Annotated in this window: 21 protein-coding genes and 2 tRNA genes; 10 read left to right on the top strand and 13 right to left on the bottom strand. The window is 62.9% G+C overall.

Features of this window, described 5'->3' with window-relative positions; all coding sequences use genetic code 11:
- Positions 1 to 3: 3 nt before the first annotated feature.
- Together uca and atzF are read left to right on the top strand one after the other, a co-directional pair.
- Positions 4 to 3540 (top strand): urea carboxylase, encoded by a 3537-nt coding sequence (gene uca / locus ACI3KW_RS12590; protein WP_404848368.1) that lies wholly within the window; start codon positions 4 to 6, stop codon positions 3538 to 3540.
- On the top strand, positions 3540 to 5345 hold the full coding sequence (atzF, locus tag ACI3KW_RS12585; RefSeq protein ID WP_404848367.1) for an allophanate hydrolase: 1806 nt from the start codon (positions 3540 to 3542) through the stop codon (positions 5343 to 5345). The genes uca and atzF overlap by 1 nt, the downstream gene beginning before the upstream one ends.
- 144 nt (positions 5346 to 5489) lie before the next feature.
- Here atzF and ACI3KW_RS12580 read toward each other — a convergent pair whose 3' ends face one another.
- Entirely contained in the window at positions 5490 to 6236 is a 747-nt protein-coding gene (locus tag ACI3KW_RS12580) for an SDR family NAD(P)-dependent oxidoreductase (RefSeq protein ID WP_404848480.1), read from the bottom strand.
- A gap of 140 nt (positions 6237 to 6376) precedes the next feature.
- Positions 6377 to 6784, bottom strand: coding sequence for an ArsR/SmtB family transcription factor (locus tag ACI3KW_RS12575; protein WP_404848366.1), 408 nt, complete (start codon positions 6782 to 6784; stop codon positions 6377 to 6379).
- Positions 6785 to 6953: 169 nt separating this feature from the next.
- Here ACI3KW_RS12575 and ACI3KW_RS12570 point away from each other — a divergent pair, with 169 nt between their 5' ends.
- Complete coding sequence (locus ACI3KW_RS12570) at positions 6954 to 7640, top strand: hemolysin III family protein (RefSeq protein ID WP_404848365.1); 687 nt, start codon at positions 6954 to 6956, stop codon at positions 7638 to 7640.
- Here the strand turns inward: ACI3KW_RS12570 and ACI3KW_RS12565 are convergent.
- Together ACI3KW_RS12565 and ACI3KW_RS12560 are read right to left on the bottom strand one after the other, a co-directional pair.
- Positions 7637 to 8122, bottom strand: a complete 486-nt coding sequence (locus ACI3KW_RS12565; protein ID WP_404848364.1) for a DUF192 domain-containing protein — start codon at positions 8120 to 8122, stop codon at positions 7637 to 7639. The two genes, ACI3KW_RS12570 and ACI3KW_RS12565, sit on opposite strands and share 4 nt — an antisense overlap.
- 10 nt (positions 8123 to 8132) lie before the next feature.
- Positions 8133 to 8756: a cold-shock protein gene (locus ACI3KW_RS12560; protein ID WP_404848363.1), complete on the bottom strand. Its 624-nt coding sequence runs from the start codon at positions 8754 to 8756 to the stop codon at positions 8133 to 8135.
- 193 nt (positions 8757 to 8949) lie between these two features.
- Here ACI3KW_RS12560 and ACI3KW_RS12555 point away from each other — a divergent pair, with 193 nt between their 5' ends.
- The 5 genes from ACI3KW_RS12555 (at position 8950) to ACI3KW_RS12535 (ending at position 10800) form a co-directional block, all read left to right on the top strand.
- A complete protein-coding gene (locus tag ACI3KW_RS12555) occupies positions 8950 to 9366 on the top strand; it encodes a VOC family protein (protein WP_404848362.1) in 417 nt (138 codons plus the stop codon).
- A gap of 153 nt (positions 9367 to 9519) precedes the next feature.
- Positions 9520 to 9996 (top strand): YcbK family protein, encoded by a 477-nt coding sequence (locus tag ACI3KW_RS12550; protein ID WP_404848361.1) that lies wholly within the window; start codon positions 9520 to 9522, stop codon positions 9994 to 9996.
- Between the two features lie 72 nt (positions 9997 to 10068).
- Positions 10069 to 10143: transfer RNA gene (locus ACI3KW_RS12545), tRNA-Glu, on the top strand.
- Between the two features lie 50 nt (positions 10144 to 10193).
- Positions 10194 to 10268, top strand: a tRNA-Glu gene (locus tag ACI3KW_RS12540).
- Between the two features lie 208 nt (positions 10269 to 10476).
- The gene (locus ACI3KW_RS12535; protein ID WP_404848360.1) at positions 10477 to 10800 is read left to right on the top strand and encodes a hypothetical protein; all 324 of its coding nucleotides are present in this window, start codon (positions 10477 to 10479) and stop codon (positions 10798 to 10800) included.
- 19 nt (positions 10801 to 10819) lie between these two features.
- Here the strand turns inward: ACI3KW_RS12535 and ACI3KW_RS12530 are convergent, their stop codons facing one another.
- Positions 10820 to 11935: an acyltransferase gene (locus ACI3KW_RS12530; RefSeq protein ID WP_404848359.1), complete on the bottom strand. Its 1116-nt coding sequence runs from the start codon at positions 11933 to 11935 to the stop codon at positions 10820 to 10822.
- 1513 nt (positions 11936 to 13448) lie between these two features.
- On the opposite strand from ACI3KW_RS12530, the gene ACI3KW_RS12525 reads away from it, so the two are divergent.
- Positions 13449 to 13718 carry a hypothetical protein gene (locus ACI3KW_RS12525; protein WP_404848358.1) on the top strand — a complete coding sequence of 90 codons (270 nt, stop codon included), beginning with the start codon at positions 13449 to 13451 and terminating at the stop codon, positions 13716 to 13718.
- Here the strand turns inward: ACI3KW_RS12525 and ACI3KW_RS12520 are convergent.
- Positions 13700 to 13939, bottom strand: a complete 240-nt coding sequence (locus ACI3KW_RS12520; RefSeq protein WP_404848357.1) for a hypothetical protein — start codon at positions 13937 to 13939, stop codon at positions 13700 to 13702. The genes ACI3KW_RS12525 and ACI3KW_RS12520 overlap by 19 nt on opposite strands.
- A 288-nt stretch (positions 13940 to 14227) precedes the next feature.
- Here ACI3KW_RS12520 and ACI3KW_RS12515 point away from each other — a divergent pair, with 288 nt between their 5' ends.
- A complete protein-coding gene (locus ACI3KW_RS12515; protein ID WP_262168336.1) occupies positions 14228 to 14902 on the top strand; it encodes a permease in 675 nt (224 codons plus the stop codon).
- Here the strand turns inward: ACI3KW_RS12515 and ACI3KW_RS12510 are convergent.
- The 7 genes from ACI3KW_RS12510 to ACI3KW_RS12480 form a co-directional block, all read right to left on the bottom strand.
- Positions 14899 to 15714: an ABC transporter ATP-binding protein gene (locus ACI3KW_RS12510; RefSeq protein WP_404848356.1), complete on the bottom strand. Its 816-nt coding sequence runs from the start codon at positions 15712 to 15714 to the stop codon at positions 14899 to 14901. The two genes, ACI3KW_RS12515 and ACI3KW_RS12510, sit on opposite strands and share 4 nt — an antisense overlap.
- A gap of 15 nt (positions 15715 to 15729) precedes the next feature.
- The gene (locus ACI3KW_RS12505; protein ID WP_404848355.1) at positions 15730 to 16785 is read right to left on the bottom strand and encodes a FecCD family ABC transporter permease; all 1056 of its coding nucleotides are present in this window, start codon (positions 16783 to 16785) and stop codon (positions 15730 to 15732) included.
- A complete protein-coding gene (locus ACI3KW_RS12500) occupies positions 16782 to 17813 on the bottom strand; it encodes a FecCD family ABC transporter permease (RefSeq protein ID WP_404848354.1) in 1032 nt (343 codons plus the stop codon). The genes ACI3KW_RS12505 and ACI3KW_RS12500 overlap by 4 nt, the downstream gene beginning before the upstream one ends.
- Positions 17810 to 18772: an ABC transporter substrate-binding protein gene (locus ACI3KW_RS12495; protein ID WP_404848353.1), complete on the bottom strand. Its 963-nt coding sequence runs from the start codon at positions 18770 to 18772 to the stop codon at positions 17810 to 17812. Before ACI3KW_RS12495 ends, ACI3KW_RS12500 begins: the two co-directional genes overlap by 4 nt.
- 4 nt (positions 18773 to 18776) lie before the next feature.
- Complete coding sequence (locus ACI3KW_RS12490; protein WP_404848352.1) at positions 18777 to 19736, bottom strand: ABC transporter substrate-binding protein; 960 nt, start codon at positions 19734 to 19736, stop codon at positions 18777 to 18779.
- Between the two features lie 91 nt (positions 19737 to 19827).
- Positions 19828 to 21063, bottom strand: a complete 1236-nt coding sequence (locus tag ACI3KW_RS12485; protein ID WP_113122918.1) for a cyclopropane-fatty-acyl-phospholipid synthase family protein — start codon at positions 21061 to 21063, stop codon at positions 19828 to 19830.
- Between the two features lie 85 nt (positions 21064 to 21148).
- Positions 21149 to 21388: a hypothetical protein gene (locus tag ACI3KW_RS12480; protein ID WP_404848351.1), complete on the bottom strand. Its 240-nt coding sequence runs from the start codon at positions 21386 to 21388 to the stop codon at positions 21149 to 21151.
- Positions 21389 to 21434 lie beyond the last annotated feature (46 nt).

The raw sequence follows: 21434 nt of genomic DNA, 5'->3' as shown, positions 1-21434 counted from the left end.
ACCATGTTCACCAAAGTCCTTATCGCCAATCGTGGCGAAATCGCCGTGCGCGTCATCAAGACCCTACGCCGCATGGGCATCGCCTCAGTCGCCGTCTATTCCGATGCCGACCGCTTCACCAAGGCCGTGTCCCTCGCCCATGAAGCCGTTCGCCTCGGCCCGGCGCCCGCCAGCGAGAGCTATCTCGATATCGACGCCGTCATCGCCGCCTGCAAATCCACCGGCGCCCAGGCCGTCCATCCCGGCTACGGCTTCCTCAGCGAAAATGTCGGCTTCGCCGAACGGCTAGCCGCCGAAGGCATCGCCTTTATCGGCCCGACGCCGGACAACATCAAAGCCTTCGGCCTGAAGCACACCGCCCGCGAACTGGCCAAGGCCAGCGGCGTGCCCCTGCTGCCGGGCACGGACCTGCTGACCAGCGCCGCCGAAGCACTCTCCGCCGCTGAAACCGTCGGCTACCCCGTCATGCTTAAAAGCACGGCCGGCGGCGGCGGTATCGGTATGCAACTCTGCGCCGACGCCCCCGCCCTCGCTGCCGCCTTCGACAGCGTGCAGCGCACCGCCACGGCCAGCTTTGGCGACGCCCGCGTCTATATCGAGCGCTTCGTCTCGGATGCCCGCCATGTCGAAGTGCAGATTTTCGGCGATGGCAAAGGTGGAATTGTCGCCCTGGGCGAACGCGATTGCTCCCTGCAACGCCGCAACCAAAAAGTCGTCGAGGAAACCCCCGCGCCCGGCCTCTCCGACGCCACCCGCGCCCGCCTCCACAAAGCCGCTACCGATCTCGGTGCTGCCGTCGCCTACGTCTCAGCAGGCACGGTAGAATTCATCTACGATCCGGTCCGCGAAGACTTCTATTTCCTCGAGGTCAATACCCGCCTCCAGGTCGAACATCCTGTCACCGAAGCCGTGTTCGGCATCGACCTTGTCGAATGGATGATCCGCCAGGCCGCAGGCGAAGACCCCATAGCGGCAGCCGGCCCGCTCACTCCCAAAGGCGCTGCCATCGAAGCGCGCCTCTACGCCGAAATCCCCCACGCCAACTTCCAGCCCAGCGCGGGCCTGTTGACCGAAGTGCGCTTTTCCGACTCTGCCCGCATCGACACCTGGATCGAAACCGGCACCGAGGTCACCCCCTATTACGACCCCATGCTCGCCAAGATCATCGTGGCCGGGGCCGACCGCCCCACCGCCATCGCCAACCTGCGCGCCGCGCTCAACGACACCTCGATCACCGGCATCGAAACCAACCTGGCATATCTCCGCGCCATCGCCGCGTCCGACCTGCTCGCCAGCGGCAAGGTGGCCACCACCGCGCTCAAGGACTTCGCCTTCATCCCCGATGTCATCGAAGTCCTCGCCCCCGGCGCGCAGTCAAGCCTGCAGGAACTCCCCGGGCGTCTTGGCCTCTGGCATGTCGGCGTGCCGCCGAGCGGCCCCATGGACGAACGCAGTTTCCGCCACGCCAACCGCCTTGTCGGTAACGCCGACGTCACGGCTGCGCTCGAACTCACCGTGGCCGGCCCGACCCTGCGCTTCCACGCCCCCGCCACTATCGCCCTCGCTGGCGCTGCCATGCCGATGAAGCTCGACGGAATCCTCATCGCCCACAACACTGCAATCGCCGTAGCCGCCGGCCAGACCCTGAGCATCGGCACCATCGACGGCCCCGGCCAACGCAGCTATCTCGCCGTGTCCGGCGGCTTCGCGGCGCCCGTAGTCCTCGGCTCCCGCGCCACATTCGGCCTCGGCCAATTCGGCGGCCACGCCACCGGCACGCTCAAAGCCGGCCAAGTGCTCCACCTCGCCCGCGCGGAACAGCCAGCCACCCAGCCCTCCAACGCGCCGGCGCCGCTGTCCCGCCATTGGGATGTCGGCGTGCTCTATGGCCCCCATGGCGCGCCGGACTTCTTCCTCGATACCGATATCGAAACCCTCTTCGCCACCGATTACGAGGTCCATTTCAACAGCGCCCGCACCGGCGTTCGCCTCATCGGCCCGGCCCCCAAATGGGCCCGCACCGATGGCGGCGAAGCCGGCCTGCACCCCTCCAACCTGCACGACAACGCCTATGCCGTCGGTGCCATCGACTTCACCGGCGACATGCCGATCATCCTGGGCCCCGACGGCCCGAGCCTGGGCGGCTTCGTTTGCCCCGCCGTTATCGCCCGCGACGAACTCTGGAAAATGGGCCAGTTCAAGCCCGGCGACACCATCCGCTTCCAGCCCCTCGCCCGCCCCGACGATCCGATTGCGGCGCCTGCCATCCAGCGCCCGGACATCGACACCGGTTCGGCCATTCTAGCCCGCTCCGATGCTGGTCCCGTGCCGGTCGTCTATCGCCGTCAGGGCGACGACAATCTGCTGGTCGAATATGGCGACATGTCCCTCGATATCGCGCTGCGTTTGCGCGTTCATTTATTGATGGAATCCATCCAGCGAGACGGCAAGATCGGGGCCATCGACCTCACGCCCGGCATCCGCTCGCTGCAGATCCACTATGACGGCACCGCCATGTCGCGCAGCCGCCTGCTGGGTTTCCTGGGGGAAATCGAACAATCTCTCCCTGCCGCCGAAGAAGTCGTCGTCCCCAGTCGGATCGTGCACTTGCCCTTGTCCTGGAACGACCCGGACATTCAGCTGGCGATGCAGAAATACCAGGAATTGGTGCGCCCCAATGCGCCCTGGTGCCCGGACAATATCGAGTTCATCCGCCGCATCAACGGGCTCGACAGCGTGGACGCCGTCAAGCAAACCATCTTCGACGCCAGCTATCTCGTGCTCGGCCTGGGCGACGTTTATCTGGGCGCTCCGGTCGCCACCCCCGTCGATCCGCGCCATCGCCTCGTCACCACCAAATACAACCCCGCCCGCACCTGGACGCCCGAAAATGCCGTCGGCATTGGCGGGGCCTATATGTGCATCTACGGCATGGAAGGCCCGGGCGGATATCAGCTGTTCGGCCGCACCATTCAGGTCTGGAACACCTGGCGCTCGACACCCGCCTTCCAGCCGCAAAAGCCCTGGCTGCTCAATTTCTTCGACCAGATCCGCTTCTTCCCCGTCGATCATCAGGAGCTGACCGAAGCCCGCGCCGCCTTCCCGCATGGCGCCTATCCCATCCGCATCGAGGAGACAAAATTCTCCTATGCCGACTACGCTCGCGACCTCGCGGCAAATGCCGATAGCATCACGGCCTTCAAAACCCGCCAGCAAGCCGCCTTCGACGCCGAGCGCAATCGTTGGAAGGCCGAGGGCCTCGATAGCTTCGTCGCCGATGACGCCGGCAATGGTGCCCTCGAAGGCGATATTCCCGCTGGCTGCTTTGGCGTCGGCAGCACCGTCCCCGGCAATATCTGGAAAATCCTGGTCGAAGACGGCGCCGCGGTCGCCGAGGGCGACGCCGTCGCCATCGTGGAATCCATGAAAATGGAAATCACCGTCACTGCCCATGCCGCAGGGCGCGTCCGCGACGTCCGCGCGGCCCCCGGCCGCAATGTCAAAACCGGCGATGTCATCGTCGTTCTGGAGGAAATCTGATGCTGCCGATCATGCTGGACCTGGCCACTCTCAAAGCCCTCTACGCAGAGCGGAAGGCGACCCCGCTCGACATCATCCAAGCCGTCATCGAACGCCGCGCCGCCTGGCCCGACAAGGCCGTTTTCATCACGCCCGTCAGTGACGAAGCCCTCCGCTCGGCCGCCCAGACTCTGATGGCCGAGCATCCAGAGCCCAATAGCCTGCCGCTCTGGGGTATCCCCTTCGCGGTCAAGGACAATATCGACGTGGCGGGCCTGCCCACCACGGCCGCCTGCCCCGCCTTCGCCTATCAGCCCAGCGCCGACGCGACAGTCGTCGCCCGCCTGCGCGCGGCGGGCGCCATCGTCATCGGCAAGACCAATCTCGATCAGTTCGCCACCGGCCTCAACGGCACCCGCTCGCCCCATGGCGCACCGCGCTCCGTCTTTGACGCTGACTATGTTTCTGGCGGCTCCAGCTCCGGCTCGGCGGTCACCGTCGCCGCCGGCTTCGCTACCTTCTCCCTGGGCACGGACACGGCTGGCTCCGGCCGCGTCCCCGCCATGTTCAACAACCTCGTCGGTATTAAGCCAACACCAGGCCTGTTGCCTAATACCGGCGTGATCCCAGCCTGTAAAAGCGTTGATTGCGTGACGATCTTTGCCGCAACCGTGGGCGATGGCGTTGCCATCCGCAAAGTGGCCGAAGGCTTCGACGCCGCCGATCCATTCTCCCGCCGCGCCAACTGGGCAAACCTGCCCATTACAAGCCTGCGCGTCGGCGTGCTCGACGGAGCCGAGCGCGAATTCTTCGGCAATGCCGAGGTCGAAAAGCTCTACGACGCGGCCATAGAAAACGCCCGCGCCCTGGGCGCCACCATCGTGCCCTTCGACTATGCTCCGTTCCGCGAAGCCGCCGCCCTGCTCTATGACGGCCCCTGGGTCGCCGAGCGCCTAGCTGCCGTCGAAGATTTCTTCGCCACCAACGAGGCCGATTTCGACCCAACCGTGCGCGCCATCATCGCCGGCGCCAAGGGCAAGACGGCGGTCGAAGCCTTCAACGGCAAATACCGGCTTGAGGAATTGCGCCGCATCACCGAGGCCGAATGGGCCAAGGCCGATGTGCTGCTGCTCCCCACATCACCCACCACCTATACCGTGGCCGAAATGCAGGCCGACCCGATCCGCCGCAATTCCCATTTCGGGCGCTACACCAATTTCGTCAATCTGCTCGATTGCGCCGCCATCGCCATCCCGGCCGGCTTCGACAGCGCCGGCCACCTGCCTGTCGGCGTCACTCTTGTCGCTCCCGCCTTCACCGACGATGCATTGGCCCCCCTCGCCGACGCCCTGCACCGCCGCGCCGCCAGCGGCATGGGCCGCGACAAGGCGGCCATCCTGCCCGAAGCCAGCAAGGTCTCCGCCGTCCCCGACGCCTTCATCCCCATTGCCGTCGTTGGCGCCCACCTAACCGGCATGCCGCTCAATCACGAACTGACCGGCCCCGGCGGACGCCTGCTCAGAAGCTGCCGCACCGGAGCCGATTACCAGCTCTTCGCCCTGCCTGGCACCGTACCGCCCAAACCCGGCATGGTCCAGAAACCCGGCTTCGCGGGAGCCGGCCTCGAAGTCGAAGTCTGGGCGCTCCCGGCTGCCGCTTTCGGCCAATTCGTTGCCCGCATCCCCGCCCCGCTCGGCATCGGCAAGATCGGCCTCGACGATGGCAGCACGGTTTCAGGCTTCCTCTGCGAAGCCCATGCCGTCGCCGGCGCCCAGGACATCACCCATCACGGCGGCTGGCGCAATTTCATCGCCTCCCGCACCTGACACGGAGACCAAAATGCTGACCTGGCTCGCTAAACTCCGCCACCTTATCCAGCAGGGGCTGATCGCCCGCATAGAGGCCATCGGCTCCCGCCACTCAGCCGGCGATCGACCCAAACGCTGAAGCCCTTTGCCGACCGCATGCTCCTAATAGGTCGTGCGGCCGCCGGAGAGGTCGAAAACGCTCGCGGTCGTAAAGCTATTATCCTTGCTGACCAGCCAGGCGACCATAGCGGCGGCTTCCTCGACCTCGAGGAACCGGCCGCGGGGAATGCGGACCAGCATATAGTCGATGAATTCCTGGGTCAGCGTTTCCAGGATGCGCGTCTTGGCGGTGGCCGGGGTGATGGCGTTGACGGCAATGTCGAACTTGGCCAGTTCCTTGCCCAGCGATTTGGTGAGGCCGATCACGCCCGCCTTGGCGGCGGAATAGGCGGACAGGTTGGGGTTGCCCTCTTTGCCGGCGACCGAGGAGATGTTGACGATGCGCCCGTAATTGCGGGCTTTCATCGATGGGATCACCACCTTGTTGACGTAGAATGTGCCATTGAGATTGATCTCGATGACGCGGCGCCATTCTTCGGGATCATAGTCTTCAAGGCTGGCATTGCTGCCGGCGATGCCGGCTGAGTTGACCAGGATCGACACCGCACCAATTTCAGCCTCGACCTGGGCGTGGGCAGCGGCGAGGCCGCTGAGGTCGGTGATATCAACGACTTTGCTGGACGCCCCCTCGCCCAGTGCGGCAACAGCCTTGTCGAGCGCTGCGGCGTCGCGATCCCACAGACTCACCTTGGCGCCGGAAGCCAGCATGCGGTGCGCCATGGCAAAACCCAGCCCTTGGGCGCCGCCGGTGATCACGGCGACCTGGCCATTCAAATCGATCTGGTTCATCTTGGAAAAGGCTTTCTGCTCAAATAGTTGCGACATGAGCGGCCCACGATGGTCACGCCGCAACCGGCGCATCGCAGACTCACTGGCGCCCCTCCTCAGGCGGCGCTTCATGCAGACAAGCTATAGCTCTATCGCAGCGCTTAGAAGTCAAAACCCATCTGCGAGAGCGGCGCAGATTTGCGTGGCTTGGCCGGCGCTGGCGTGTCTGTCATGACTTCTACCACCGGATCAGGAACGGGTGCCGGCGCGGGCTTGGCCACCGGGGCAGATACGGCTTTTTTCGCCGGAGCCGGCGCCAGCTTGTCCAGCCAATTGCGCACTGGTGCCAAGCGCTTGGCCTGCAAGGCATAGTGGTTTTCCCGGCCCGACTTTTCCTCGCGGATCAGTCCGGCCTCGCGCAACACCCGCAGATGGCGCGAAATGGCGGGGCGGCTGATGTCGAATTCGGCGGCAAGGCGGTGGACCGGCGAAGGCCCGACTTGCAACAATTCGATGATGCGGCAGCGCGTCGGATCGGCCAGCGCGATGAAGATGGGAACAGGGGCCATAATTCTCTCGTATCGAAGCCCGTCTAAGTAACCCAGGCGTTACCCGTCAAGCCGGAACCGCTTGAAGTAGCAGCTTGTTCACCGGAACGATGTCTTTGCCCTAGTACGGCCTTGACGAAGCGATAGTCTTCAATCTGCGGGCGGCGATGCCGGCAAGGAGCCTTGACGCGTGCAAACGATCGTAAAGCCGACCTATTCATGGTGGAGCCGCCAGCAGCGGCCCTATACGATTGCCGAACTGGTCGTTGACTGTGCCGTCCACGTGCTGGGCCTGGTAGTCGCGGTTGCACTTGGCTCTGTCCTGCTGGCCTATGCCACGACCGTCACGGCGCCTGAGGCCGTGCCAGCACTATCGCTTTATGTGGGAACGCTGATCGCCGTGTTAGGCGTATCGCTGGCTTACAATATGTGGCCGGTTTCGCCGATCAAACAGGTGTTGGCGCGCTTTGATCAGGCGGCGATCTTCCTTTTTATTGCAGGGACTTACACGCCATTCCTTGCGGTCATCGGCGGCACCACGACCGGCATGGTGATGACCAGCTTCGTCTGGGGGGCCTCCCTTGTCGGCGTCGCCCTCAAGCTGATCGTGCCGCAGCGCTTTGGGCGGCTCGCCATCGTGCTCTATCTGGCCATCGGCTGGAGCGGCATCCTGGTGTTCCAGTCCCTGGCGCAGACGCTGCCCGCCAGCACGATGTGGCTGATATTGGCTGGCGGCGTGGTCTATTCCTTGGGGATCGTGTTCCACCTGTGGGAACGGCTGAAGTTCCAGAATGCCCTGTGGCACGTTTTCGTAGTCACCGGCGCCAGCCTGCATCTATGGGCCGTGCTCGATTGCATGGTGATCCACCGGCTCTAATTGGCGACGGGCGCCCCGACCCTCGGATGGTCCATCGTGTCTCCGGGCTTGAGCCCGATTTCCACTGACCGGCCGCCGGGGATTTCCAGCACGAATTGCACCGGCCCGTCGGACGGAATGCCCGTTGGGTCGTGCGGGCGGGCATTGACATAGATGTTTTTCACCACGCCCTTGGCATCCACGAAGATCATGTCGAGCGGGATGAAGGTGTTGCGCATCCAGAAAGAGACTGGCTGCTCGCCTTTAAAATCGAACAGCATGCCGGCGTTATCGGCCAGTTCCTGGCGATACATCAGCCCCTGCGCGCGGCTTTCCGCCGTGTCGACCACTTCCACGTTGAACTTGTAGTCCCCGGTAGCGGAATGCAGCACCAGCTTGCCTTCATCGCTGCAGGCGGCCAGGGGCGCCGCCGCGAGAAGCACGGCCATGGCAATGCCAGCCCGGCGCAAGTTGGAGCCGATCCGATGGGCAGACAGAGTCATGCTGAAATTCCTAGTGCGAGGACGGTGCGTCGCCCCAATTATCCGGCCGGATTTCGGCGACCATAAGGCCCTTGGGGCCATTGCCGTAGCGCACCAGCACGAATTGGCCCGGGCGCAGCTCGGTAATGCCGAAGCGGCGCAGCGTTTCCATATGCACGAAAATATCGGGCGTGCCCTCGCCGGCGGACAGGAAGCCGAAGCCGCGAATGCGGTTGAACCACTTCACCTCGAGCCGAACCATGCCCGAGGTCGGCTCGACCACGACATGGGTGCGCGGCGCCGGCATTTGCGCGGGGTGGCGAGCGGTGGAATCATCCATGGAAACAATGCGGAAGGCCTGCAGGCCACCGGGGCGGTTGAGCGCTTCTACGACAATCCGCGCGCCTTCATGGGCCGTCTGATAGCCGTCGCGGCGCAGGCAGGTGACGTGCAGCAGCACATCGGCCATGCCATTGTCGGGAACGATGAAGCCAAAGCCCTTGCCGGCATCGAACCATTTGATGGCGCCGGTGATCTCGATCGTATCGAGGCCCGCTTCGCCTGGCTGAACCGACATGTCGGAACGGTTGCTCGCGCTGCCGTCACCCGATTGGGTTACGGGCTGATCGCCGTCGCCGCTGAACTTGGCCCCCATAGTCCCAAAGCCCTTTAAATACTCGACTCGCTACTGCGAGGTACTCCACACCTAAGCACTCTGGCCGATTCAGCGCCAAAAGTTAAGAAGGTGTTGCGATTTTGTTTAACCGCGGCGGGCCACGGCGCCGGTTGCGGCGGGGCGGCATGCTTGCTAGGCCAAGGTCCAACGGTTTTTGCCCAGGAGAAATGCCATGCAGTTTCTGCACACCATGGTTCGCGTTACCAATGTCGAGGATAGTCTTCGCTTTTATTGTCAAGGACTTGGCCTGGAGGAAGTGCGGCGGACGGAGAATGAAAAGGGGCGGTATACGCTGATTTTCCTGCGCGCGCCGGGCGATGCGGGTGGCGAGCTGGAGCTGACTTATAATTGGGACCCGGAAGACTATACCGGCGGCCGCAATTTCGGGCACCTGGCCTACCGGGTGAAGGATATTTACAAGCTTTGCCAGCATCTTGCCGACATGGGCGTCACCATCAACCGGCCGCCGCGCGATGGCCATATGGCATTCGTGCGCTCGCCGGACGGGATTTCCGTGGAGCTGATTCAGGAGGGCACTCTGCCCCCGCAGGAGCCATGGCTATCGATGCCAAACACCGGAAAATGGTAACGGACTGCTAACGCCGACGCGCGTTAAAGCTAAGGTTTCGCTAACCATCCGGGTTAGCCGCGGGTTAGCGAAACCGATCGTATTTTAGAGACTTCACAGGACCGAGCATTGCCTGTTGCGAATTTGCAACGGACCAGTCCCAGGAAGTCGCCGATGCACCCCCTCCTCCGCCCCATTGCCGCTGCCGTGGTTTGTTCGCTCACTTTGGGCGCCTGCGTGCCGATGGCCATGTTCGCCAGTTCGAGCGGCTCGGCCTATTCGGGCAAGCGCAATGACTGGGGCACGTTCGTCGCCAGCCGCGAGGTGAATGCGCTCTGCATCACGCCCAAGCTACGATTCGTGATCTGGGAATTCGAGGGGCGGTTCGGGCGCAAGGTCATCATGAATTCGGGCTATCGCGACGGGCAGCACAATTCGGCGGCCGGCGGCGCCGACAGTTCCTACCATACCAAATGCATGGCGGCCGATTTCTACATTCCGGGCGTGCCCAAGGAAGAGCTGATCGCCTTTGCCATGCGGGTCGACGGCGTAGGCGGGCTGGGCTGCTATCCCGGTCGCCAGTTCATCCATGTCGATGTGCGCGACCGGCCGCGCGGCTATAACCGCCCGGTGACTTTCTCAGGCTGTTGAAAAAAGTCACTTTCATGTCGTCAAATGGGTTGCGCATCACGAGAGGCCCAACTATACGAACCCAGCGCTTAGGCGCCCTTCGTCTATCGGTCAGGACGCCACCCTTTCACGGTGGAGAGAGGGGTTCGATTCCCCTAGGGCGTACCATTCTTCTTGCTGAAGTTTGGCCAAGTAGCTAACACTAAGATCCTTGCTCCGCGCCCATCGTCTAGCGGTCAGGACACCGCCCTCTCACGGCGGGAACAGGGGTTCGATTCCCCTTGGGCGTACCAAGCGAACCAGGGTCAGATCGTCCCCGTTCCTCGATCTGTATGATTTGCAGAGAATATAGTGAGAGCTTGGCAGAAAATGGCTGCCTCGGCGTCTTCTCTGTTCTACACTCCTCAAGCGGCAAACAATCAGAGTACTCAGACATCGTCCTATCACGGGGCGTGCGCGAGCATGGGATAGTTTCCCTTTGATTTCCGGAGCAACTTGCCCATGATCGAGGCAATCAAAGACATCATTCGCGGTGCGACTGGCATTCCGGATCAGGCGCTGCATGTTTTGCTGGGTCTGACCGTGTACTTCCTCTGTGTGCTGATTTTCCGCGTGCCGTTGCGGAGCTGGTGGCCGTGGCTTGCGGTACTGGCATTACAGCTGATCAATGAGGCGTCTGACGCGATCGGAGATCTGCCGCGGCGCAATGGGATCGAGGTTCGTGGGACGATCCTGGATACGGCAATCACGCTTTTGGTGCCGACGATCATCGTGCTGGTCGCCAAGCTTGCCTTCATGCGGGCCCAAAGGCTGGCGCCGCGCTAGGATCGGCTACGCCTGTGCCTCAGCCCGTCTCCCGGGGCGCTGTTGGGATGACGGGCGCCCAAGCGCCAGGAACGGCCTGCGCCGTCTCCTCTTTTCGGCGCGCAGCTTTATGCCGTTGGGCCTTGAGGTCTATGCCGAGCAATAGCAAAGCCGTCAGATCGGTTTTGAGCGCCAGCTTTTCGATGAGAATGGGTCCGAACAGGCCCATGAGGAATGCCGGCAGGAAGATCAGTTCGGGCGGCAAGGCGGGCCAGAGTTTCTGGAGCACCTCCCGCGTGGTTCCCGTGAACATCACATGGAACAGGAAGATGGCGTAGGTGTGGGTCCCGAAATAGAACAGGATTTTGGACCGGGGCTTGAACAGGAACAGGAACAGCGCGCTGCACAGCCCGAGGATCACCCGATGGACATTGACGATTGGTCGCGGCAGGTGGAGCAGTTCGAGGACCACTGCGGTGTTGACGACAAGCAGCAGCGCCAGAAGCACGCCCAAGACGACGGTCAGCCAGGCCGGCAGGTCTCCTTCATCGCGTTGCGTCCGGTGGCGCAAATAATAGGCGAACAAGTGCCCTGAAAGGAAGAAAGGCGCCAGATAGCTCCCCTGGAACATCGACATAACGTTGGGTTCCCAGCGCCCGACGAAAATGAAAAACGGCACAAAAAATATAAGCAGGACTACGGCCGCTAGGTCGCTACGCCCCTTGAGCAGGAGACTCACGGTGAGGAGCAGCGCCGTCAGCACGAATGTGGCCTGCAGGAACCAATAGTGGGCGTATTGGACGAAGAAAATGGACAGGAACGGCTGCTGATCGTAATCCGCCAACGCCCGCATGGCGTAAAAGATCGCGCTTACTACCGCCATGGGCACGAGCAGGCGTTTTACCTTGCTGAGCATGGCCCCCTGCCACTGGCTGACACTGACAATGGCCGCGCTCAGCACAAAGCCGGAGATAAAGGAAAAGATGGGCATGCGCGAATTATCGAGCCCATCATTGACTATGCGCAGCGGGTGCCATTGATCCAACATCAGACCGTCAGTGAGATTGGTGCCGGTAACGTGGAAGGCGACGAGCAGCAGGCAGGCCAAGCCACGGATAGTTTCGACATATTCGAGCCGTCCAGATCTTGCTTGCACCTCAGACCTCGCTGGTCGTGACAAACCGAACCGGGCGCCAACAGAAGGCCCGACCTGCTGCGGCTATCGAAGGGCTGCTAGCCATGGCGCATCTGCGTCATTTCAGGCTCACCACGGACCCTTTCCAGACCCACTTCGAGACTGTTGAGAAGGTCGGCGAGCTCGCCTAATCCGGCTAGAAGCCTTCCCTGGCAAAGGGCCGGTCGGCCGGTGTCGAGATCAGAGATACTGCAGGTGACTTTGAATTCGGGCCGAATGTCGCATCTGCCGAACATAGCATTCTCCTCGCATCCTGTTTGCCGCCGCCTGTTGTTGATGTCGTTTATGCCGCTCCTTGTCGGCCTCCAGTATTTGTCGGTCAGGTCTTCCGCCGGATATTTCCATCCAATGGCGGGCAGACCTTCACGCTCGAAAAGCTTGGCTGGTCAGAGAATGGCACGAATAGCTGCAAGCATAGCGCCGCTATTGCGAAACCACTCAAACATATCTGCACATGATCTTGCATTTGTTATGTCGATATGCAGACCGAAAGACGCCAATATTTGACAGTACAGATATTGCCTTCAAATGAACAAGCACAAATTTACTTGCGACGGGCATTCGGGGATCAGCCCCCTCCCCCATTTGTATGGTTGCGACAAGCGCGAGCGAGCTGCAGCCAAGCTGGGCTGCACGCCAAGGCGAGCTTGACATGCAGCTGTGTGAACGTTCTGTCTAACTTACTGACATCTCGACAGTGCCGCCGCTGGCACACCAATTCACCTCAGTGCGAGCCCGCCCCCTCCCCCATCCAGTTACGGTGAGGTCGGCGCGACAGACGCCGTCGGGCAGAGTGATAGTCTTGACGCAAAGAGTCGCGCTCTGCCACCCGCAGGGCTTCCCCTCAACAGTCCCACCCGTCACCCAAATCTTGCTAATGTTACCACTATAAGGGGCGATCGTGATTTTCAACGTGTAGGTAGCCGCAAAGCTGGGTGTCGCTGTCAGCGCGAGTGCAAACACGGCCGCAATAATCTTCTTCATGATGTCCCCCAAGGTAATGAGGTCAGAAGATCGGCCCGGACGATCGCTGTCAATTCGAGCGCATGGCCTTTGAACAGTTGCCCGTGGGACGGTTACCGCCAGCACTCCACGAAGCACCAGGCGCAGAGAACATTTTTTCTCTGATCGTTCGCGCACAATAGAGGTCGACAGAGCCAGAGTCTGCCTAGCCGCCGGGCCATCCACGTCGCAACGTCAGCCATCACGCGGCCCACTCGCGACCTGCGCCGTAACAAATCACTTCAATGTTTCGGAATCGCAGCAAGCACATGTTCAACAATGGAGAAAAGTGAGCGGTGCGCCGGGGGGCGTCTGCATTTTTCTGTGGTTAACGGCGCGAATTCGTGCACAATATTTGTTGAGCCCAGATTTCTGGGAACGCCCACGAGAGAATGGCCCTGATGTCACGTCTCTCGGATCTGAAGAATGGCCGCTACGCCTGTAGCTGCCAGGCTTTGTATCGGGGGCAGGAATGGCACTCTTCAAGATACGGACACTCGCTGGCGATCTGGTCACCGTGGAAGACGGGCGGGACCTGACCACGCTGTGCAATACACTGCGCGACCTGGGCTATCTGCAGGTGCAGCGGCGCGATTCCCACTATTCCCCCTCGATGATGACCCTGGTGTCCTTCATGGCCCATGCGGTGGTTTCGATTGAGCTGGCCTCGGCCGCCGGGGAAGTTGAAGGCGCGGTGTCCTCCAATATCTCGCTTCCAGGGACCTATAACGGCCGGCGCTGATGGGGCGGCGCGTTGCGCGGCACACGGTCGGTTTCAAACAGCTGCAGCGTGTCATCCTCCGGCCGGGGGCGGTAGGCCAGCTCGATCGCCGCTTCTAGCGCGACCCCAATATGGACGCGCAGGGGCGCAGCGTCCGGCGCCCTGGGCGCAATGGCCAGCGCCTGCTCGAGATGGTCGCGGACGCATTCATAGCGGGGATCGGGAAGATTGTGCTTGAGCATGGCGGCCTCGTTGTAGGTAGCCGCACGGACAGGTTGCCCTGATCTGGTTTTCGAGCTGTCAAAGCCGGAGTGCCGATTTTATTCAAACAAGGGGCTGAATCGACAGTCAGATTGTTTTGAGGCTGCGGAGCAAGGGAAGGCCCCCTCACCCGGCCCAAATGGGCCGACCTCTCCCCCTGGGGAGAGGTGAAGCGGCGCCACGGGCAGACGGGTGGCGAGCCCTTTCCCGTTGCCTGAAAGCGGCTGGCATCGCATAGCTATCAGGACCGCAGCGAGGGAGGATCGGGCGTGGATTTCATGCGCCTGCTCAAGTCCGTAGAGGAATTGCTCTACGAACTCGTCACCTGGATCTTGTTCTATCCCCTGACGCTGTGGCGCTGTCTGCGGCATCCGGTGCGGATGATGAACTATGCCAGCACCGAGCTGGGTGACGCCGAGGCCGAGCAATATGACGATGCACTCAGCCCGCCGATTTTCCTGCTGCTGACGCTGTTCATCGCGCATCTGATCGAGCTGCGCTTCGGCGTGGCGACCAAGGTGGTGTTGCCGGATGTATTTGCGGACGAGCGCAATTTGCTGTTCTTCCGCGCCATCGCCTTCAGCCTCTTTCCGCTGCTGCTGGCGCTGCAGGATGTGCGGCGGCGTGGCGCCAAGCTGACGCGCCGGACATTGAAGCCAGCTTTCTATAGCCAGTGCTACGCGGCGGCGCCGTTCATCCTGTCGATCGATCTGGCGGTGATCATTGCGCAGCATTCCAATGTGGCGGCTGTTGTCGCGAGCCTTGCGGCCTTTGTTGCGGGCCTGATCTGGTATGTGGGCGCGGAGACTGCCTGGCTTTTGCTGGATGGCCGCCTTGGCCGTCCGCGAGCGCTGCTGAACGCCAGCGGGGCTATTGCGCTTGGATTTGTCGCGGTGCTGGTCGTGCTGGTGCTGACGGCTTGGACGATTATGGCGCCGGCCTAAGCCAGCGTCTTCGCTCCGATATGGTGGCGGCCGATGGGGACGATCATGGGGGTGTCGGAGATGGGGTCGATGACGATGCGGGAGGCCATGCCGAAGATTTCGGCGACGATGGCTTCGGTCATGACTTCGGAGGGCTTGCCTTCGGCGACGAGGCGGCCGGCTTTCATGGCGACGATGTGGTCGGCATAGCGGCAGGCCAGGTTCAGGTCGTGCAGCACGACGACGATTGTGCGGCCATTGTTGCGGACCAGATCGGTCAGCAGGTCGAGCACTTCGACCTGGTGGTTGATGTCGAGGAAGGTGGTCGGCTCGTCAAGCAGCAGCAGATCGGTTTGCTGGGCCAGTGCCATGGCGATCCAGACGCGCTGGCGCTGGCCGCCGGAAAGCTCATCGACGGGGCGATCGGCCAGTTCGAGCGTGTCGGTGGCGCGGAGGGCTTCGGCGACTGCGGCGTCATCCTCGGGGGTCCAGCGGCGGAACCAGCCTTGATGGGGATAGCGGCCACGGCCGACCAGATCGGCAACGACGATGGCGTCGGGGGCGATGGGCGATTGCGGCAGCACGCCGAGGATGGTCGCAACTTCGCGGGTTGGCATGGTGTGGATGGGCTTGCCATCGAGATAGACCGCGCCGCGCGTGGGCGCCAGCAGCCGGGCCATGCCGCGCAGCACGGTGGACTTGCCGCAGGCATTGGCGCCGACAATGACCGTGAGCTTGCCGGGCGGAATGGCCAGGTTGAAATCGGACACGACCTGGCGGTCGCCATAGCCCAGATCCATGCCGGCGGCGATAAATTGGTGTTCAGCGGACATATCTGTCTCCCGGCATTAGTTGACCCGCCCTGCCCGATTGGATGCGATGAGCAGCCAGAGCAGGAACAGCGCCCCGAAAACGCCGGTGACGACGCCGACGGGCAATTGAATGGATGGCAATGCGTGTTGGGCGACCATGTCTGACCCCAGCATGAGCAGCGCGCCGACCAGCGCGGCTTGCAGGAAGCCATTGCCGGCGCCGTTGAGCAGGCGGCGGGCAATCGGGCCGGCGACGAAGGCGACAAAGCTTACCGGGCCGACAGCGGCGGTGGCGAAGGCGGCGTAGCCGACGGCAGCGAGGATCAGGCCGAGCCGCGAGAACTCGACGCGGGCGCCGAGTGCGGTGGCGGTGTCGTCGCCCAATTGCATGGCGTCGAGCGTGCGCACCAATGCGATGGTGAGGGGAATAAGCACGACCAACGCCGTGGCCAGCGGATAAATGTCGCCGGTATTGGCGGCGTTGAGGCTGCCGATCAGCCAGGCCAGGGCTTGCTGGACTTCGAACAGACGCGCCCGCGTGAAGAGATAAGACATGACTGCGCCCATGATGGCTGCCATGCCGATGCCGATCAGCACCACGCGATAGGCGGTGACGCCATTGCGCCAGGCGAGGCCATAGATGGCGAGCGCCGTCAGCACGGCACCGGCAAAGGCGCCGACCGAGACCCAGAGCCCGGACATGCCCAGCACGATAATGCAGAACACGGCCGAGGCGCTGGCGCCGTGGGAGATGCCGATAATGTCGGGGCTGGCCAACGGGTTACGCAGCAATGTTTGGAAAATGATTCCGGACAAAGCGAAGGACATGCCGGTGAGCACGGCCAGTACGGCGCGGGGCACACGCACGTTCAGCACGATGAAATCGACGCCCTTATTGACCTCCCCGGTCAAAGGGGAAAACAGCGAGCGCAGCACATCGAGCGGGGCGACGGGATAGTCACCGAGATAGAGCGAGAGCGCGAAGACCAAGGCCAGGGCGACGGCAAGGCCGAGCGTGACGTGGCGGCGGCGAGTGGCGAGATGGCCGCGGATGGCGTGGACCGTTGCGGATGGGGCGGGAGCGATACTCATAGCGAGGCGAGCTTGCGGCGGCGCACCAGCGCGATGAAGAAGGGCGCGCCGAGAAAGGCGGTGACGATGCCGACCTGCACTTCGCCGGGCGGGGCGAGGACGCGCCCCAGCACATCGGCGCCGAGCAGCAGAATCGGCGCCAGCAGCATGGAATAGGGCAATATCCAGCGGTAATTCGGGCCGGTTACCGCGCGCGCCACATGGGGCACGGTGAGACCGACAAAGGCGATGGGGCCGGCGGCGGCGGTGGAGGCACCGGCCAGGATGACGGCGGCAAGGCCGGCAATGGCGCGGGAGAGGCCTATGCGTTGGCCCAAAGCGCGGGCGACGTCTTCGCCCATGGAGAGGCCATCGAGCAGGCGGGCGGAGGCCAAAGCCAGAACGATGCCGACGGCGAGGAAGGGCGCGACCTGGATGACGATATCCATATTGCGGCCGGCGAGCGAACCGACCTGCCAGAAGCGGACTTCATCGAGCGTGCGGGGGCTGGTGAGCAGGATGGCGCTGATGACCGATTGCAGCGCCGCCGTCATGGCCGCGCCGGCTAGCGCCAGCTTGATCGGCGTGGCGCCTTCGCGGCCCAGCGAGGCGACGGCGTAAACAATCAGCATGGCGGCCCCTGCCCCGGCAAAGGCCAGCCAGACATAGATGCTGAGCTGGCTGATGCCCAGAACGGCGACGCCCAGGACGACAAAGAGCGCCGCGCCGGCATGGATGCCCAGGATGGATGGATCGGCCAGCGGATTGCGGGTGGCGCCTTGCAGTACGGCGCCGGCGAGGCCCAGTGCCGCGCCGACCATCAGGCCGATCACTGTGCGCGGCAGCCGCAATTCCCAGATGATGCGGTGATCGGTGGAGGCGGGATTGTAGGCGGTCAGGGCGGCCCAGACAGTGTCGAGGGTTACCGGGCGGGCGCCGACGGTGATCGACAGGAAGGCGACGCACAGCACGATGGCCACGAGCCCGAGGAGGCCGAGCAGGAGAGGCACGCCGCGGCGGGCGTCGAATGTCGGCGCGACAGTGGTCATTGCGCGGTGGTCAGGTTCTCGTCGGCGGCCGCGACCACGGCGGTGAGCTTGTCCAGCTCGCCGGCATAGGCAGTGTAATTGCGCAGCCAATAGGCCGGCCATTCGCCGATGGCGCCGGCCGCGGCGGCTTTCATGGCGGTCCAGGTGGGCTTGGCCTCGGCACTGGCGCGATTGGTGGGTTTGCGATTGTCGATCAGGATGATGTCGGGCTGGTAGGTGTCGGAGCGCTCCCAGCTGACGGTTTCCCAATAGCCGCTGTCGGCGTTGAGCCCGGTCTTGAGGAAGCCCAGGCCCCAGCGCTTGAGATCCATCAATTCGGCGGAGCCTTCGGGCGCGGCGACCCATAGCCCGTCATCGCCGGCCCAGACGGCCAAGGCGGTGAGGTTTGGCTTGGCTTTGGCGGCGGCGGAGAAGGCGTCGCGGGCGCGCTCGAAATTGGTTTTGGCAGCAGCAATTTCGGGGGTCGACAGATCGGCGCCGAAGCTGATGGCGAGCTTCTCGTATTCCTCGATCAGGCCGACGACGCTATCGAGCTGGGCTGGGCCGGTGACGGGGGCCAGAGCGCGCAGCTGACCATCCGGGCCGGTGACCGCGGGGCCGCCGCCCCATTCGCGGTCGCCGGGCCAATATTCGGCAATCACCAGGTCGGGTTGCAACATGGCGGCTTTTTCGATGTCGACTTCGTTGTAGGCGACGCCGACCATTTCGATGCCGGTCAGGTCGAGCCCCTGCAGGGCGCGCGAATCCTGGGGCTGGCTGCTGGCGATGATGCCGACGGGGCGGATGCCCAAGGGGATGAGCGCGGCGGCGGCATCTTCGGTGGCGATGATGCGCTGGGGCACGGCGCCGAGCGTGATCGTTTCGCCGGCGCCGTCGGTATAGGTCCAGGACTCGGCTTGGGCCGCCAGGGGCGCGGCCGCGAGCACGAGGGCGAGCAGGATCTTGAGCGCGGAATGCATCGCTTTACTCCGAAAGGTTCGCATCGGCGGCGTTGATGGCTGATGTCAGCTTGTCGAGCGCGCCGGCATAGGCGCCGTAATTGCGCAGCCAATAGGCCGGCCATTCGGTGACGGCGCCGGCAGCGGCGGCTTTGATACTGGTCCAGGTCGGCTGGGCCTGGGCGATCTGCAGCTGCGTGCTGGTGCGATTGTCCAGCATGATCAGGTCGGGCTGGTATTTGTCGGCATTTTCCCAGCTGATGTTTTCAAAATAGCCGTGCTGGTCAATGGCATCGGGCACGATGATATCGAGGCCCCAGGTCTGGAAATCGGTGAGTTCGGAACTGCCATGCGGGGTGGCGATATAGAGTGCATCGTTGCCGGCAAAGGCGGCCATGGCGGTGAGGCCGGGCTTGGCTGATATGGCGGCCTTGAAGGAGTCCCGCGCGGTTTCGAAGCGGGCGCGTTCGGCAGCGATATCGGAGTTGGTCAGATCGGCGCCCAGGCTTTGCGCCAGGGTTTCGTAATCCTCGATGATGGCGATGACAGATTCGCCGACGGTGACGCCGGTTATTGGCGCCAGGGCACTCAGCGGGCTATCGGGACCAGCCAGCTTGTTGCCGCCGCTCCATTCGCCCGACACGGGCCAATATTCCGCGACGATCAGATCGGGCTGCAGCGCAGCGGCTTTCTCGATATCGATTTCACCCCAGCTCTGGCCGATGATCTCGATGCCGGTGAGGTCGAGCCCCTGCAGGGCTTTGGCATCGGCCACGGGGCTATCGGCATAGATGCCGACCGGGCGAATGCCGAGCGGGATCAGCCCGGCTGCCGCGTCCTGGCTGGCGATGATGCGGGCGGGGACCGCGTCGAGCGTGACCGTCTTGCCGGTGCCGTCAGTGTAGCTCCAGCCGGCCGCAAAAGCGGTGGCGGACAGCGTCAGGAACAGCGCCAGGAGAACGAGGCGCAACGAGACTCTGATCATGATCGGCAGCTCCGTCGCGTGGTGGCGAAACGGGGCTACCTAACGGGCGCAAACATGAGAGGTCAAGTCATGTTTGGAAAAACCGGCCCGATCAGGCGGGTTTGCGGTATTGATAGATGCCGACGTCGATCGAGCCTTCGGTGAAGCCGGCCTCGCAATAGCTGAGGTAATAGACCCACTTGCGCTTGAATTCCTCGTCATAGCCAAGCGGGGCGATCATCGGCCAGCGTTCAAGGAACCGCTCGCGCCACAGCTTGAGGGTCTTGGCGTAAGACAGGCGGAAATTCTCGACATTTTCGAGCACCAGGCCGACCTTGTCGCCGAATTCGCGCATCACCGTCTTGGTCAGCAGCATGCCGCCGGGGAAGATGTAGCGCTGGATGAAATCGGGGCCGGAGCGATAGCCGTCGAAATCGGCTTCGTTGATGGTGATGGCCTGGATTGCCGCCGTGCCGCCGGGCTTGAGCCGATCATGCACAGTCTGGAAATAGCTGGGCCAATTGTCCTCGCCCACGGCCTCGATCATTTCGATTGAGCCGATATGGTCGAACTGGCCTTCGGTGTGGCGATAATCCTCGAACACCAGGGTGGCGAACTGGTCCAGCCCCTGCTTGGCCAGGCGCTCCTGGCCATATTTGAGCTGTTCGGCCGACAGGGTAATGCCGCGCAGATTAGCCTTGTAGTCACGCGCAACGGTTTCGGCAAAGCCACCCCAGCCGCAGCCGATCTCGAGCACCGAGGAGCCCGCGGTGATGCCGGCCATATCGGCCACGCGGTGGTATTTGGCGAGTTGGGCTTCCTCGAGGCTTTGATCGCCCGAGGTGAAGACCGCCGAAGAATAGGTCATCGAGGGGTCGAGCCACATGCCGTAGAAGTCGTTGCCCAGGTCATAATGCTCGGCAATGTTCTTCTTGGAGCCTTCGAGCGTGTTGCGACGCGACAGGTGATAATGCAGATCGCCGGCAGCGCGGCGGAAAAAGCCCGGATTGGCGCTTTCGAACATATCGCGATTCTGCAGGAAGAAGCGGAACAGCGCCGTCAGGTCATCGACCTCGATATCGCCGCGCATATAGGCGGCGGCAAAACCGACTGTGCCACGCTGCATGGCCTCGGTCAGCACCTTGAAATTGTTAAGCCGCAGCACCGCGTGCTCGCCCGTCGCGGGGCTGCCGACGGTTCTGGTGCGGCCATTGGGGAAAATGACGGTAATGCCGCCGTGGCGGGGATGCCCGATCAGCGCAACGCCGATGCGCTCCACGAGCCATGATACAAAATGAGTCCACGGCGTGGTGCCGGGGCCGGTATTCTCAACTGCTGTTTTGGTCATTGAGCCGCTGGTCCAAATATCGAAAAGCTTGGCGGCGGCTCCTCAGCTGTCGCCTGAATTCAAGCGTCGGCGGCATACCTTTGAGCTACAAAACCAGTGCTTCCCAGTGCATGCCCATGACTACTTTAGCTGTCATAAATGGATATGCAAGCAGCAGTTTCAACTGGGTCACGCCGGATGGCGGGTGGGTCAAAGCACTGAAAATGCTGCTGGAGTGGGCCGAGCCACGACTCACCCGCCCTTTTCGCGGCGCTTGCTCAAAGCCATCCTCACCCACGGTGTCATCCCGGCGCAGGCCGGGATCCAGGTCCGTGGTGATCAGCACACATCGAGCGCCGGGATGGCCTTCAGCATGGATTCCGGCCTGCGCC

It is taken from the genome of Devosia sp. ZW T5_3, from assembly GCF_044987315.1.
Taxonomy (GTDB): Bacteria; Pseudomonadota; Alphaproteobacteria; order Rhizobiales; family Devosiaceae; genus Devosia.
The sequence above is the reverse complement of the archived record's forward strand: the minus strand, read 5'-3'. Positions and strand labels throughout refer to the sequence as shown.

What these genes read in the sequence shown, in the direction of transcription:
- uca (WP_404848368.1), top strand. Translation starts at nt 4, where the DNA reads ATGTTCACCAAAGTCCTTATCGCCAATCGTGGCGAAATCGCCGTGCGC.
- ACI3KW_RS12510 (WP_404848356.1), bottom strand. Translation starts at nt 15,714, where the DNA reads ATGTCCGCTGAACACCAATTTATCGCCGCCGGCATGGATCTGGGCTAT.
- ACI3KW_RS12490 (WP_404848352.1), bottom strand. Translation starts at nt 19,736, where the DNA reads ATGATCAGAGTCTCGTTGCGCCTCGTTCTCCTGGCGCTGTTCCTGACG.
- ACI3KW_RS12495 (WP_404848353.1), bottom strand. Translation starts at nt 18,772, where the DNA reads ATGCATTCCGCGCTCAAGATCCTGCTCGCCCTCGTGCTCGCGGCCGCG.
- ACI3KW_RS12565 (WP_404848364.1), bottom strand. Translation starts at nt 8,122, where the DNA reads ATGACTCTGTCTGCCCATCGGATCGGCTCCAACTTGCGCCGGGCTGGC.
- ACI3KW_RS12550 (WP_404848361.1), top strand. Translation starts at nt 9,520, where the DNA reads ATGCACCCCCTCCTCCGCCCCATTGCCGCTGCCGTGGTTTGTTCGCTC.
- ACI3KW_RS12525 (WP_404848358.1), top strand. Translation starts at nt 13,449, where the DNA reads ATGGCACTCTTCAAGATACGGACACTCGCTGGCGATCTGGTCACCGTG.
- ACI3KW_RS12575 (WP_404848366.1), bottom strand. Translation starts at nt 6,784, where the DNA reads ATGGCCCCTGTTCCCATCTTCATCGCGCTGGCCGATCCGACGCGCTGC.
- ACI3KW_RS12505 (WP_404848355.1), bottom strand. Translation starts at nt 16,785, where the DNA reads ATGAGTATCGCTCCCGCCCCATCCGCAACGGTCCACGCCATCCGCGGC.
- ACI3KW_RS12580 (WP_404848480.1), bottom strand. Translation starts at nt 6,236, where the DNA reads ATGAACCAGATCGATTTGAATGGCCAGGTCGCCGTGATCACCGGCGGC.
- ACI3KW_RS12520 (WP_404848357.1), bottom strand. Translation starts at nt 13,939, where the DNA reads ATGCTCAAGCACAATCTTCCCGATCCCCGCTATGAATGCGTCCGCGAC.
- ACI3KW_RS12500 (WP_404848354.1), bottom strand. Translation starts at nt 17,813, where the DNA reads ATGACCACTGTCGCGCCGACATTCGACGCCCGCCGCGGCGTGCCTCTC.
- ACI3KW_RS12555 (WP_404848362.1), top strand. Translation starts at nt 8,950, where the DNA reads ATGCAGTTTCTGCACACCATGGTTCGCGTTACCAATGTCGAGGATAGT.
- ACI3KW_RS12485 (WP_113122918.1), bottom strand. Translation starts at nt 21,063, where the DNA reads ATGACCAAAACAGCAGTTGAGAATACCGGCCCCGGCACCACGCCGTGG.
- ACI3KW_RS12560 (WP_404848363.1), bottom strand. Translation starts at nt 8,756, where the DNA reads ATGGGGGCCAAGTTCAGCGGCGACGGCGATCAGCCCGTAACCCAATCG.
- atzF (WP_404848367.1), top strand. Translation starts at nt 3,540, where the DNA reads ATGCTGCCGATCATGCTGGACCTGGCCACTCTCAAAGCCCTCTACGCA.
- ACI3KW_RS12535 (WP_404848360.1), top strand. Translation starts at nt 10,477, where the DNA reads ATGATCGAGGCAATCAAAGACATCATTCGCGGTGCGACTGGCATTCCG.